Annotated in this window: 12 protein-coding genes; 10 read left to right on the top strand and 2 right to left on the bottom strand. The window is 67.4% G+C overall.

Translation table 11 applies throughout. The features are described 5' to 3' along the window. Positions 1–253: 253 nt before the first annotated feature. On the top strand, positions 254–397 hold the full coding sequence (locus ASG72_RS20715) for an ABC transporter (RefSeq protein WP_156395896.1): 144 nt from the start codon (positions 254–256) through the stop codon (positions 395–397). 198 nt (positions 398–595) lie between these two features. Beyond that, entirely contained in the window at positions 596–1,231 is a 636-nt protein-coding gene (locus ASG72_RS10400) for a hypothetical protein (protein ID WP_056711800.1), read from the top strand. Between the two features lie 81 nt (positions 1,232–1,312). On the opposite strand, the gene ASG72_RS10405 is transcribed toward ASG72_RS10400, so the two are convergent. Both ASG72_RS10405 and mbfA read right to left on the bottom strand, forming a co-directional pair. Next, positions 1,313–1,807 (bottom strand): L,D-transpeptidase, encoded by a 495-nt coding sequence (locus tag ASG72_RS10405; RefSeq protein ID WP_056711802.1) that lies wholly within the window; start codon positions 1,805–1,807, stop codon positions 1,313–1,315. Between the two features lie 528 nt (positions 1,808–2,335). After that, positions 2,336–3,328 carry an iron exporter MbfA gene (gene mbfA, locus ASG72_RS10410; protein WP_056711806.1) on the bottom strand — a complete coding sequence of 331 codons (993 nt, stop codon included), beginning with the start codon at positions 3,326–3,328 and terminating at the stop codon, positions 2,336–2,338. Between the two features lie 139 nt (positions 3,329–3,467). Here mbfA and ASG72_RS10415 point away from each other — a divergent pair, with 139 nt between their 5' ends. From ASG72_RS10415 to ASG72_RS10450, 8 genes are all read left to right on the top strand, one after another. After that, positions 3,468–4,358 carry an EamA family transporter gene (locus tag ASG72_RS10415; protein WP_056711809.1) on the top strand — a complete coding sequence of 297 codons (891 nt, stop codon included), beginning with the start codon at positions 3,468–3,470 and terminating at the stop codon, positions 4,356–4,358. An 84-nt stretch (positions 4,359–4,442) separates the two neighbouring features. After that, positions 4,443–5,897, top strand: a complete 1,455-nt coding sequence (locus tag ASG72_RS10420; protein ID WP_056711814.1) for a methyl-accepting chemotaxis protein — start codon at positions 4,443–4,445, stop codon at positions 5,895–5,897. A gap of 102 nt (positions 5,898–5,999) precedes the next feature. Further along, positions 6,000–6,467, top strand: coding sequence for a response regulator (locus tag ASG72_RS10425; protein ID WP_056711818.1), 468 nt, complete (start codon positions 6,000–6,002; stop codon positions 6,465–6,467). Positions 6,468–6,650: 183 nt separating this feature from the next. After that, positions 6,651–6,932, top strand: coding sequence for an STAS domain-containing protein (locus ASG72_RS10430; protein WP_056711821.1), 282 nt, complete (start codon positions 6,651–6,653; stop codon positions 6,930–6,932). Positions 6,933–6,937: 5 nt separating this feature from the next. Beyond that, positions 6,938–7,297 carry a response regulator gene (locus ASG72_RS10435; RefSeq protein ID WP_200939924.1) on the top strand — a complete coding sequence of 120 codons (360 nt, stop codon included), beginning with the start codon at positions 6,938–6,940 and terminating at the stop codon, positions 7,295–7,297. A 9-nt stretch (positions 7,298–7,306) separates the two neighbouring features. Continuing rightward, complete coding sequence (locus tag ASG72_RS10440; RefSeq protein WP_056711824.1) at positions 7,307–9,649, top strand: chemotaxis protein CheA; 2,343 nt, start codon at positions 7,307–7,309, stop codon at positions 9,647–9,649. Positions 9,650–9,651: 2 nt separating this feature from the next. Next, a complete protein-coding gene (locus ASG72_RS10445) occupies positions 9,652–10,161 on the top strand; it encodes a chemotaxis protein CheW (RefSeq protein ID WP_162246230.1) in 510 nt (169 codons plus the stop codon). Positions 10,162–10,235: 74 nt separating this feature from the next. Beyond that, positions 10,236–12,197: a methyl-accepting chemotaxis protein gene (locus ASG72_RS10450; protein ID WP_082540255.1), complete on the top strand. Its 1,962-nt coding sequence runs from the start codon at positions 10,236–10,238 to the stop codon at positions 12,195–12,197. The last annotated feature ends 6 nt before the right edge of the window (positions 12,198–12,203 follow it).

A 12,203-nucleotide genomic window follows, 5' to 3' on the forward strand; every position in this document is an offset into this window, starting at 1 on the left:
GCACCCTGTGGTCTCTCGGGGCTGAGCCGTAAAACTTTCGCAGCGGCAGGAAACCAACATACCGATCGCGCGTTGGGGTGGCTGATGACAAGGCTAGGGGACTCTTTGGCTAATTTTCCTCAACAATGCAGAAACCGTCCTTTGTCGTTTGAACGGTGGGCTATGTTGCAATTTCGCACTAGATGCCCGAGTCATTTCATGGATAGGGTTGACCGCTCGGCAACTCTAGATTCTGAGCAGAAAGGTTGATCACATGAAGAAGTTTCTCGTCGTCGCTGTGTCGCTGACCATGCTGGGCGCATCGGTTGGTGGCTGCGCCTCCGTCGGCAAGGGCAAGGGCAAGGGCAAGGCTCCGGCCGCTGCTCCGATCTCGGCTCCGATCGTCACCAAGGGCTGATAGCCCTTCACGACTAAATACGGCCGGCTCTGCCGGCCGTATTTTATTTTCCAACAAGCGACACATTCTGGCCATTCATGCGTTGTGCTAGACTGCGGGCTGGGGCCTTCCTGTCTCTTGAATGGAGTTCACGCTGTGAGTTCGAATCTGGCTGAACGTCTGCGTCTCGGCGCCATCGCCGCCTGCGCTGCCGGAGCAATGCTCCTCTTCGGACAGGGACCGGCGGCCGCGGAGCAATCCGGGCAGATCCACCTCGCCAATCAGTCGCGCGGCAAGGTGCACCGGCAGGCCGCACGCCAGCCGGAGCGCGCAGGCAAGCAATATTTCGTCGAGTTCCGCGCGCGCCACGCGCTGAGCTACGGCCATACCTTCCTCGTCCATGGCAAGCTCAACGCCAATGGCGAAGTCGGCCAGGTGACGGCCGCCCAGGTGGCGGGGCTGCATCCAGCGGGCGACGGTCCGCAGCTCTGGTCGGTGGGCCATGTCGTGCCGGTTCCGGCCGAGACCGGCGCCAGCGATGGCGATACCGAGGACGAGTACATGTCCGCCAGCTTCCGTGTGCTGCTGGACGAGCCGACCTATCGGCGCGTCGCCGCGCATATCCGGCAGAAGCAGGCCAAGCCGTCGATGTGGCACGCGGTGCTCTACAACTGCAACACCTGGGTCGCCGAAGTCGCCCATTACATGGGCCTGCAGGCGCCGGGCAACAATCTGCTCTACCCCGCGGATTTCATCAATACGATGAAGCAGATGAACGGTGGTACCGCAACGGTGGAAAGCCCCGCCGCACCCGCGGTCATCGAGAACGAGACGCCGGCGAGTTTTCGCGACTGAGAGCGCGGCCCCCGGCTCCCGCCCATGAAAAAGCCGCCTCTCGGGGCGGCTTTTTTGCGTCCGGAGGCCTGTCGGCCGGGTTCAGCGCTTGACGGTGACGGGCGTGCCGACGGCGACGCGGTCGAAGAGATCGACGATGTCCTCGTTGAGCATGCGGATGCAGCCATAGGAGGCGAATTTGCCGATCGATTCCGGCCGGTTCGTCCCGTGGATCGCGTATTGCCCACCGCCGGAGAGGGTGAGGGCGCGCATCCCCATCGGGTTGTTGGGCGCGCCGCCCGGGATCACGTCGGGCAGTTTCGGATTGTCGCGCTTGATCTCCTCGGGCGGCGACCAGGCCGGCTGGACATGCTTGCCGTCGACCGCGACCGTGCCGATCCACTGCTTGTCCGGACGCCCGACCGCGACCTTGTAGCGGATCGCCCGCCCGCCGGGCTGGATGAGGTAGAGGCTGCGCTCCTTGGTGGAGATGATGATCTCGCCCGGCTCCGCCTTCCCCTTATAGGAGACCTCCTCGCGCGCCATGGCGGGACCGGCGACCATGAGCGCCAGAACGATAGCACTAGTCCGAAGCATCGACCTTCCAACCCTCCACATGCCGCCAGCCCGCCGACCCTGCCCCGAATTGCAGCGAAAGCCTGCAAGCCGAGATCGGCCATGGTCTGCGTCCGACCTTAGATGAGGCCCTGTTCCTACTGTGTTTTCAAGGCGCAACGCAAGATCCCGCCGCGGGTTTCGGCGCGGCTGACTGAAGGATTCGAGATCATATTTAAGTGATCCCTGCGCAGCGCCCCGCCAAGAGCCGCCGCGCGCCTCGGCCCTCGAACGCAATTCGCGGCTTGCCATCGCGAGCCTGCCCGGCAGCTTGGACCGCGTGGCGGCGGCGGCCCAGGCTTCTGTCGTGGCGAGGGGGGGCCTGACCACCGGGCTCACACTCCTATGCCGCTTTGCCACGGAAGCGCGTTTTCACCGGTGCGGCAGCTTCGGCCGCGATCGGGCCGGGTGAGGCGATCGCGCTGCAATGGCCGCGCCGCGAGAAGCCGCCGGCGCCGCTCCCCGTCATCGCCCCCGCGGCCAATGTGGTGGATACGACTCCGGGTTAAATCAGGCGCCGCCGATCAGGATGCCGGCGGCCAGCACCAGGCCGCCGCCGAGCACGACCTGGAAGGTCGCGCGCAGGAAGGGCGTCTCCATATAGCGGTTCTGGATCCAGACGATGGCCCAGAGCTCGACGAAGACGACGGCCAGGGCGATCGCGGTCGCCGTCCAGAAATGCGGGATCAGATAGGGCAGGGCGTGTCCGAGCCCGCCCAGCGTCGTCATCACGCCGGAGGCGAGGCCGCGCTTCCAGGGCGCGCCGCGTCCCGAGAGCTTGCCGTCATCATGCGCCGCCTCGGTGAAGCCCATCGAGATGCCGGCGCCGATCGAGGCCGAGAGCCCGATCAGGAAGGTCGTCCAGGGGTTCTGCGTCGCGAAGGCGGTCGCGAAGATCGGGGCGAGCGTCGAGACCGAACCATCCATCAGCCCGGCCAGCCCCGGCTGCACCCAGGTCAGCACGAATTGCTTGCGGGAGGCCAGATCCTCCTGTTCCCGCGGTTCTCCGTCGAGATGGGTCTCGCGCAGCGAGGTGGCGCGGCCGGCATGCCCGGCTTCGGCGGCGGCGAGCTCGCCCAGCAGCTTGCGGGTGTCGAGATCGGTCGAGCGCCCGGCCGCGGCGACGTAGAAATCGCGCGCCTGCCGCTCCATCTCCTGGGCCTCCTCCCGCATCCGGTCGAGGCCGAGATTTTCGACCAGCCAGATCGGCTTGCGGGTGTAGAAATCGGCGACATGCTCGCGGCGGAGCGGCAGGATGGTGCTGCCGAACCGCTGGCGGTAGCGCTCGATCAGTCTTTCCCGGTGCTGGCTCTCCTCGGCGGCCATGCCGTCGAACACCGCCGCGGATGCGGGGAAATCCTGCCGTAGCTTGTCGGCATAGATCGCGTAGATCCGGCCATCCTCTTCCTCGGAGGAGATCGCGAGAGCCAACACCTCCTTCTCCGACAGATCGTCGAAGCGCCGCTTTCCGGTCAGACCCGGCAGGGAAAAGCGCGACAGCATGGCGGGATCCTTGGTTAGAATAATTCTAAGATAATGCGCGCCGCCGGCATCGGCAACCGGGGGCCCATCCGCTGCGGGACGGGGCCCCTGCGCGGCTTTGCATGACGCGGCGCGACAGGCTCTGCCATAGTCCGCAGCCATGTCCCAGCCCCACTCGCGCGCCCTGCTGCTCGTGCCGCTGCTCGGTCTGCTCTGGGGCTTCAACTGGCCGGCGGTGCGGATCGCGCTGGTCGAGATCGCGCCCTGGACCTTGCGCTCGGCCGGGATGAGCTTCGCCGGGCTGTGCCTCTTCATGCTGGCGCTGGCGACCGGACAGAGCCTGCGGGTCGAGCGGGCGCAATGGCCGCGCCTCGTCCTCTCCGGCATTTTGTCGGTGGCGGCGTTCAACGTGCTCATCGCCTTCGCGCAGCTGATGGGCGCCACCTCGCGCATTGCGATCCTGACCTTCACCATGCCGATCTGGGCGACGCTGATGGCGCGGCTCTGGCTGCGTGAGCCGCTGGATCGCCGCAAGCTGATCGGCATCGGGCTCGGCTCGGCCGGTCTCACCGTGCTCGGATTGCCGCTGCTGGCGAGCGGGGGCCTGTCACCGGGCCTGGCGCTCGCGCTGGCGGCCAGCCTGAGCTGGGCGCTCGGCACCATCGTCACCAAGCGCTGGCCGGTCTCGGCCCCGGCGCTGACGGTCGCGGCCTGGCAGCTCCTGATCGGCGGCTTCGCCGCCGGCTGCGGCATGCTGGTCTTCGAGGGGGTGCCGCAGTTCAAGCCGCTCACCCAGCGTAGCTGGATCGCGCTCGGCTATCACGTGGTGCTGGCCCAGGCGATGGGCTATTTCATCTGGTTCAGCGTCGTCGCCAGGCTGCCCGCCGGCCTCGCCAGCATCGGCACGCTGATGGTCCCCGCCGTGGGGGTGCTGGGCTCAGTGCTGTTCCTGTCGGAACGGCCGGAGCTCGGCGACTGGTTCGGGCTCGTGCTGATCGTCCTGGCCTCGGCATCGGTAATGATCCCGAAATCCTCGGATGAACAGGCGTAAACTAGGAATATTTCCTTCGTTAACGGCCGCTTTACACTGCGTTCACTATACTCCGGCGTCTCGTATCATGGGTCGGCCCGGATCATGCAATCGCTGGCGTTGAAACTTCCCGAGCCCGAGGTCGAGGACGAAGCCGGCGCGGCCAAGGCCGCCCAGGCGGTCCGCGACATCGCCGGACGTTTCGGCAAGCTCGGCGGCGAGATCACCGATATTTCCGGTCGCATCGGCGATGTCACCACCCAGCTCGAGGGCCAGGCCCAGGGGCTGCACCGGGTGCTCGCCGCCGTCGAGCAGGTGACGCGCGCCAACCACGCCATCCAATCGGCGGCGGAAGGGGCGCAGCAGACCGCGACGATCGTCCGCGGCGGGCTGGAGCGGGTCACGGTCGCGGTCAAGGAAGGGCTGAACGCCGCGCAATCGGATATCGAGGCGCTGTCGCAGGGCGCGCAGTCGATCTCGCGCGCGCTGTCGGAAGCGGTCGCCGACGCCCATGCCGTGCGCAGCTCCAGCGACGCGATCCAGTCGATCACCCGCGAAATCCAGCTGCTCTCGATCAATGCCGGCGTCGAGGCGGCCCGCAGCGGGGTCGCCGGCCGCGGCTTCGCGGTCATCGCCGCGGCGGTGAAGACCCTGGCGGAGCAGACCCGCGAGGCGACCACGACCAGCGCAAAGCAGCTCGACGCGCTGGTGAAGACCGTCGACGCTCTGGCGCGCCGCAGCGAAGCCAGCGCCGAGACGGCGCGGCGGGCCAGCGAAGGCAGCCAGGCGATCGCCCAGCATATCGGCCAGCTCGACCATTTCGGCCGCTCCGTGGTCAGCCTGATCGGCGATATCGACGCCATCTCCAGCCCGGCGCGCGAGAGCGGCATCGCCTTCGCACAGGTGTCGCAGGATCTCGCCCGGCTGGTCACCGGCGTCGACCAGTCCAGCGACAATCTCGAACGGGCGACGCAGCGGACGCAGGCGCTGGTCTCGATCTGCGAGGGGATCCTCGGATCGATCGCCGCCTCCGGCGTCCGCACCGCGCAATCCGAGCTGATCGAGACCGTGATGGAAACGGCCGCCTCCATCGGGGCGCTGTTCGAACAGGCGGTGACGCGCGGCGAGATCAGCCTGGCCGAGCTGTTCGACGAGGCCTATCAGCCGATCGCGGGGACCGACCCGCAGCAATTCACGACGCGCTTCCTCGCGCTGACCGACCGGCTGCTGCCGCCGATCCAGGAGCGGCTGCTGACGACGAACCGGCGCATCGTCTTCTGCGCCGCGATCGACCGCAACGGTTTCCTGCCGACGCACAACCAGAAGTATTCACAGCCTCAGGGGCGCGATCCGGTCTGGAACAACGCTAATTGCCGCAATCGCCGCATGTTCAACGACAGGACGGGCCTGGCCGCCGCGCGTAACACCAAGCCCTTCCTCTTGCAGACCTACCGGCGCGACATGGGCGGCGGCGAGTTCCTGGTCATGGAAGATCTGTCGGCGCCCATCTGGGTCAGGGGCAAGCATTGGGGCGGCTTCCGCTTCGGCCTGAATCTCTGAGACCGGATTGGCAGCGTATTAACGTGTGACGGCTAGGGTGGTGCTCAGGAAGGGCCGGTGACGCCGGCCAGTGTCGCGTTCGTGAGTGTCTGAGTTGCCGTCATGCATATCGCGCCGTCCTTTCCCAACCTCTCCGTCCTGCTGATCGATGCCAGCCCGCATTACCGGCGCATCATCAGGACGATGCTGTACCAGGCGCAGCTGAACCGGATCTTCGAAGCGTCCGACATCGCCTCCGCGGCGACGATGTTCATCCAAAAACAACCGAACATCGTGATTCTGGATTGGGACCTGCCGGATTCCGGGAGCACGAAATGCCTGGCTTCCATGCGCTCGTTCAAGACTTCACCTTTTGCAAAAGCGCCGGTGCTCGTGATGATGGAACGTCCGGACAGACGTTCAGTCGTTCAGGCTGCGAAACTCGGAGCCCATGAGATCATTACGAAGCCAATCTCTCCCAACAATCTTTGGCTTCATCTTTCTGGGGTTATCAACATACCTCGCAAATACAAGGAAGTGAACGGTAGCATCACGCTGGTGCCCCGAGCCATCAGCAACAATATGTTCTGATGAACACGCGCTTTTCCCTTGGGTAGCCTCGGCGCTAATCGCGCTTCGATAGAGTTCGTCCCTGTCATTAATCGTTGTTTTAGCGGCGACACATCAGAAAGCATTGCCGCAGTCGCGAATGGTTAGTGAAATTTTTACCAATGCGGCCTGATTGTCGTCGTCGTCCTGAGAGGTCGCACCACCGTGGTCATCACCGTATCACTTCCCCCTTTCCTGGGCCGCACGGAAGCGGCGGCCTTCCGCAACCAGATGCTCGTCGCCATGGAGCAGAAGGAAAGCGTCGCGATCGAATGCGCCGAGGCGGGTGCGCTGCCGAGCCTCTGGATCCAGCTCCTCCACGCCGCCGCCGCGAGCGCCAAGGCCCGCGGCCTGTCGGTGACGCTGAAGCGCGTCTCGGAGGAATGCCGCCAATCCCTGCAGGCGATCGGTTTCGATCCCGCGCAAAGCGCTCTCGTTCTGGAGTGATATCGATGCGAATCCTGGCCATCGACGATACCAAGACCCTGCTCAGCCTGCTGTGCATGACCCTCCGCAATGCGGGCCATGAAGTGGCTTCGGCCGAGAATGGCGAGGAGGGGCTGACCCAGTTCGACGCGTTCAAGCCCGATCTGGTGATCACCGACCTCAACATGCCGCTGATGGACGGCATCGAGTTCACGCGCGCCTGCCGCGCCCGTCCCGCCGGGCAGAACACGCCGATCATCGTGCTGACCACCGAGAACGGCGCCGAGATCAAGGCGGAGGGTCGGCGGGCCGGGGCCAGCGCCTGGATGGTCAAGCCGTTCGAGCCGACCACCCTGCTCGGCCTCGTCGCTCGCTACCAGAACTGAGGTCTATCGATGGACGCGCTTGCGGAACTGAAGCAGACCTTCTTCCAGGAGTGCGAAGAGCTCCTGGGCGCGCTCGAGCAGCGGCTGCAAGCGCTTGACGAGGGCTCGACGGATCCCGAAGACGTCAATGCGGCGTTCCGGGCGATCCATTCGATCAAGGGCGGCGCCGGCGCCTTCGGCTGCACCGAGCTGGTCGCCTTCGCCCATGTCTTCGAGGCCTCGCTCGACCATCTGCGTTCGGGCCGCGTCGCGATCGAGGACGCTCCGTTCACGCTGTTCCTGCGCTGCTCCGACGCCGTCGCCGATCTCGTCTCCGCGGCCCGCAACGACGAGCCCGCCCGTCCGCGCCCCGATCTGCTGGAAGCGCTCGAGCAGGTCGGCAAGGCGCCGGGCTCGGCCCCCGCGGCGGCCCCCGCGCCGGCCGCGCCCGCAGCCCCTGTCGCGCCGGCGGCCGCACCGATCACCGCGCCCGCCAACGATGCGCCTTTGGGGGTCGCCGCGCTCGGCAATCTGCTCGCCATGGTCGAGGCCAAGACCACCGGCCAGGCGCCCGCAGCCGCCACCGATGGCTGGGACGACGAACCCGCCGCTCCGGCCAAGGCCGGGCGCGAGGTCACCTTGCGCATCAATCCGGAATCCGACCTGTTCCGCCGGGTGATCGAGCCGCGCGTCGTGCTGGCGGCGCTGCCGGCGGAGGACATCGTCAGCATCGTCTGCGACATGAGCCAGGTGCCGTCGCTCGAGACGCTCGACGTCGCCGATTGCCATATGCGCTTCGTCGTCACCATGCGCACCGAGCTCTCGGTCGAGGAGATTTACAGCCGCTTCGACTTCACCCTCGCCGCCGAGGAGTTCGAGATCGAGGTCGCGGCCGAGGAGGCGCCGGCGCCGGCGCCCGTCGCCGCCCGCCATGCCGCTCCCGCCGCGCCCGCCGCCCCTGCGGCGCCGGAAGTGCCGGCCGGCGTCGCCGCCGATCTCTCGGCCATCCTCGCCAAGCTCGGCCCGGCGCCGTCCGCGGCACCCGAGCCCGACATCAAGCCCGCGGCGCCGGCACCCGTCGCCGTCTCCGCTCCCGCCGCCGTCGAGGCCGCGCCCGCGCCGCGCGCCGCGCCGCGCCCGCCGGCCAACGACGCATCGGCCGCGCGCCAGCGCCAGGCGGTGAGCGTGCGCGTCGATCTCGACCGCATCGACAAGCTGATGAACCTGGTCGGCGAGATCGTCATCACCCAGTCGATGCTGGTCGAATGCGTCCGATCGCTGCCCTATGACGTCTACGCCAAGACGGCCGAAGGCATCCTGACGCTCTCGCGCCAGACCCGCGAGCTGCAGGACCACGTCATGGCGGTCCGCGCCCAGCCGGTGAAGGCCGTGTTCCAGCGCATGCCGCGCCTGGTCCGCGAATTGGCGCAGACGCTCGGCAAGGAAGTCCGCCTGGTCCTCGAAGGCGAGAACACCGAGGTCGACAAGACGATCATCGAGGAACTCGCCGATCCGCTGACCCATATGATCCGCAATTCCATGGATCACGGCGTCGAGACACCGGATGAGCGCGCCGCCGCGGGCAAGCCCACGGAAGGCACGATCAAGCTGGTCGCCGAGCACAGGGCAGGGCGCATCGTGATCTCCGTCACCGATGACGGGCGCGGCATCAACCGCGAGCGGCTGCTGGCCAAGGCGCGCTCGCGCGGGCTGGTCGGGGCCGATGAGCGGCTCGCGCCGGAGGAGATCGACCAGCTGATCTTCGCCGCGGGTCTCTCGACGGCGGAAGTGATCAGCGACGTCTCCGGCCGCGGTGTCGGCATGGACGTCGTCCGCCGCAACGTGGAATCGCTCGGCGGCCGGATCAGCGTCGATTCCGAGCCCGGCCGCGGCTGCAAGTTCACGCTCGCCCTGCCGCTGACGCTGGCCGTGCTGGAAGGCATGGTCATCCGCTGCGGCGACGATCGCTACGTGATCCCGATTTCGAGCGTGATCGAGACGCAGCATCTGGCCTCGACCCCGATCGAGCACCTGACCTTCGGCCAGGAGGTGCTGCGCTGGCGCGGCGAGGTGACGCCGCTCTACCGGCTCGGCTCCGTGATGGGTTCGACCGGCAATCCCAACGAGAACATCATCATCATCGCCGAGACAGAGCGCGGCGATAATGTCGGCATCGCCGTCGACGAGATCGTCGGCCAGCAGCAGGTCGTCGTGAAGAGCCTCGAGGCGAATTACGGCACGGTGAACGGCGCTTCCGCTGCAACCATCCTCGGTGACGGGCTCGTCGCCCTGATCCTGGACATCGACTCCATGCTCCGCCTGGCCGCGACCGGCAATCGCCAACCCGCAATCGAACTCAAACTGGCTGGATGACCATGACACTGCAACTCGGCGAAAAGCACTTCTCATCGGCCCAGCCCGAATCGGCTGTCCGCCGCATCGTCACCTTCCGCGTCGGCGACCGGACCTTCGGCATCGATGTCGGCATGGTCCGCGAGATCAAGGGCTGGCAGGCCACGACGCCGCTGCCGCATTCGGCCCCGCATGTCCGCGGCGTGCTCAATCTGCGCGGCGTGATCCTGGCGGTCTACGATCTGCGCACCTCGATCGGCCTCGGCACCACCGAAGCCTCGGCGACCCATGTCATCGTCGTCGTCGACGTCGACGACAAGACGGCCGGGCTGCTGGTCGATTCCGTGTCCGACATCGTCGATGTGCCGGTCAGCGCCGTGCGGCCCGCGCCGGATCTGGAGCGTGACGAGCATGGTCTGATCGAAGGGCTCGTGCTCCTCGACACCGACATCGTCGCCCTGCTCGATCTCGCCGCGGTGATCCGCGACGGCGGCGTCGAGCAGCAGGTCGCGAAGGCCGCCCGCCCCAACTGATTTCCAGTCCTCTTCCGAAAAAGGGTTGCGTTTAGATCAGGAAGAACCGTCGACAAGAAAGAACGACCAAAAATATGGGCAATTTCGTCGGTTCCCTATCGAGCTTGTCCCTGCGCCTGCCCATGCTCTTCCTGGCAGCGTGCCTGGCCATCGGCACTGCGGCCATGCTCGCCGCCCATGGAGCGATCACCGCCCAGGCGGGACCGGCCGCGGCCCAGATTGACAGCGCTTTGGCGGCGGCGATGCCACGGCTCGTCGCGATCGGGCTCGCTTCATTGGCCCTGCTCGGGCTCGTCGGCCTCCTGCTGGCGCGGCGCATCGGCAGCAGGCTCTCCGCGCTGCGCGAGGCGGCGCTGCGGATCGCCGAGGGCGCGAGCGATGCGGGCCTGCCCGCGCTCGGCAATGCCGGCGAGATCGGCGAATTGGCGCAGGCGCTGGGTGCGGTCCATGCCGCCGGCGTCGAGGCCGCGCGCATCCGCGCCGCGCTCGATGGCTGCCGCACCAGCATGATGGTCTGCGACGAGCGCAACCGTGTCGTCTACGTCAACGCCTCGCTGCTCAAATTCTTCACCGAGGCGCAGGAGGATTTCCGCATCGCCTTCCCCGGCTGTTCCGCCAAGGACATGCTCGGCAAGGTGATGGAAGGCGTCCAGCGCGAGCCCGGCAGCGCGCTCCCGGGCGCGCAGGGCAGTCTTCGCTACGTGCTCGGCCGGCGCACCGTCGCACTGACCCTGACTCCCGTCGCCGATAGCCAGGGCAGGCGCCTGGGCACTTCTGTGGAATGGCTCGAACTGACCGACGAGCTCGCAGCCGCGGCCGAGGTCGCCGCCATGGTCGCGGCCGCCGGAGAAGGCGATTTTTCGCGGCGCGCGGCGCTGACGGGCAAGCCCGAGACCCTGCAGGCCATCGCCGCGGGGGTGAACCAGATCAACGCGCTGGTCGAGGGCGCCGTCGCCGAATTCTCGCAGGTTCTCGGCGCGCTCGCCGAAGGCGACCTGACCCAGCGCATGCAGGGCGCCTATCGCGGCCGCCTGGACGAGCTGAAGCAGAGCCTGAACGGCACGCTCGACAGGCTCGGCGACACGGTCGCGACAATCCAGAGCACGGCCGGGCAAGTCTCGCGCGCGGCGCAGGAGATCAGCAGCGGCGCCGGGGATCTCGCGGCGCGCACCGAAGCCACAGCGGTGAATCTCGAAGAGACCGCCGCGACGACCGAGCAGCTCGCCGCATCGGTCAAGCAGAGCGCGGCGCGCTCGCGCGAGGCGACCGAGATGGCCGGAACCGCCATGGCCATGGCCAGCGACGGCAAGGCGGTGGTGTCGCAGACTGTCGGCGCGATCGAGCGGATCGAGGCCTCCTCCTCGCGAATTTCGGACATCGTCACCGTGATCGACGAGATCGCCTTCCAGACCAATCTCCTCGCGCTGAACGCCGCGGTTGAGGCGGCGCGGGCAGGGGATGCCGGCAAGGGCTTCGCGGTCGTCGCCTCCGAAGTGCGGGCGCTGGCGCAGCGCTCCGGCCAGGCGGCGAAGGACATCAAGGGTCTGATCCTCTCATCCAACGAGCAGGTCGGCGAGGGCGTGCGCCATGTCCGGGAGACCGGGGATGCGCTCGACCGGATCGTCGCGGCGGCCGGCCGGGTCTCGGAGATCATCGCCGAGATATCGTCCGCCACCGCCCGCCAGGCGCAGGGCATCCACGAGATGAGCCAGGCCGTGGCGGATATGGACGGCTCGACCCAGCAGAACGCGGCGCTGGCCGAGCAGAGCGCCGGCTCCGCCACCGAGCTGATGGAGGAGATCGCCGCCCTGCGCGATCTCGTCGGCTTCTTCCGGACCGGGACAGAGGCCGCCGAGATCGCGCGCCGCGCTCCCGTGCCGCCGCGCCAGAGGCCGCCGCAGCCGGCCGAGCCGGTGCGGCAGCCGGTGCCGCGGCGGGCCGAGCCCTCCAGGCCGGACGGTGCCTCTGCAGAGAAGGCGGTTCCCCGCAAGCGCGTCGCAAACGCGGGTCGAACCGAACAATGGTCGGAGTTTTGAGCTGAG

Source organism: Allobosea sp. Leaf344, assembly GCF_001426225.1.
Classification (GTDB): Bacteria; Pseudomonadota; Alphaproteobacteria; order Rhizobiales; family Beijerinckiaceae; genus Allobosea.

What these genes read in the sequence shown, in the direction of transcription:
- ASG72_RS20715 (WP_156395896.1), top strand. Translation starts at nt 254, where the DNA reads ATGAAGAAGTTTCTCGTCGTCGCTGTGTCGCTGACCATGCTGGGCGCA.
- ASG72_RS10400 (WP_056711800.1), top strand. Translation starts at nt 596, where the DNA reads ATGCTCCTCTTCGGACAGGGACCGGCGGCCGCGGAGCAATCCGGGCAG.
- ASG72_RS10405 (WP_056711802.1), bottom strand. Translation starts at nt 1,807, where the DNA reads ATGCTTCGGACTAGTGCTATCGTTCTGGCGCTCATGGTCGCCGGTCCC.
- mbfA (WP_056711806.1), bottom strand. Translation starts at nt 3,328, where the DNA reads ATGCTGTCGCGCTTTTCCCTGCCGGGTCTGACCGGAAAGCGGCGCTTC.
- ASG72_RS10415 (WP_056711809.1), top strand. Translation starts at nt 3,468, where the DNA reads ATGTCCCAGCCCCACTCGCGCGCCCTGCTGCTCGTGCCGCTGCTCGGT.
- ASG72_RS10420 (WP_056711814.1), top strand. Translation starts at nt 4,443, where the DNA reads ATGCAATCGCTGGCGTTGAAACTTCCCGAGCCCGAGGTCGAGGACGAA.
- ASG72_RS10425 (WP_056711818.1), top strand. Translation starts at nt 6,000, where the DNA reads ATGCATATCGCGCCGTCCTTTCCCAACCTCTCCGTCCTGCTGATCGAT.
- ASG72_RS10435 (WP_200939924.1), top strand. Translation starts at nt 6,938, where the DNA reads ATGCGAATCCTGGCCATCGACGATACCAAGACCCTGCTCAGCCTGCTG.
- ASG72_RS10440 (WP_056711824.1), top strand. Translation starts at nt 7,307, where the DNA reads ATGGACGCGCTTGCGGAACTGAAGCAGACCTTCTTCCAGGAGTGCGAA.
- ASG72_RS10445 (WP_162246230.1), top strand. Translation starts at nt 9,652, where the DNA reads ATGACACTGCAACTCGGCGAAAAGCACTTCTCATCGGCCCAGCCCGAA.
- ASG72_RS10450 (WP_082540255.1), top strand. Translation starts at nt 10,236, where the DNA reads ATGGGCAATTTCGTCGGTTCCCTATCGAGCTTGTCCCTGCGCCTGCCC.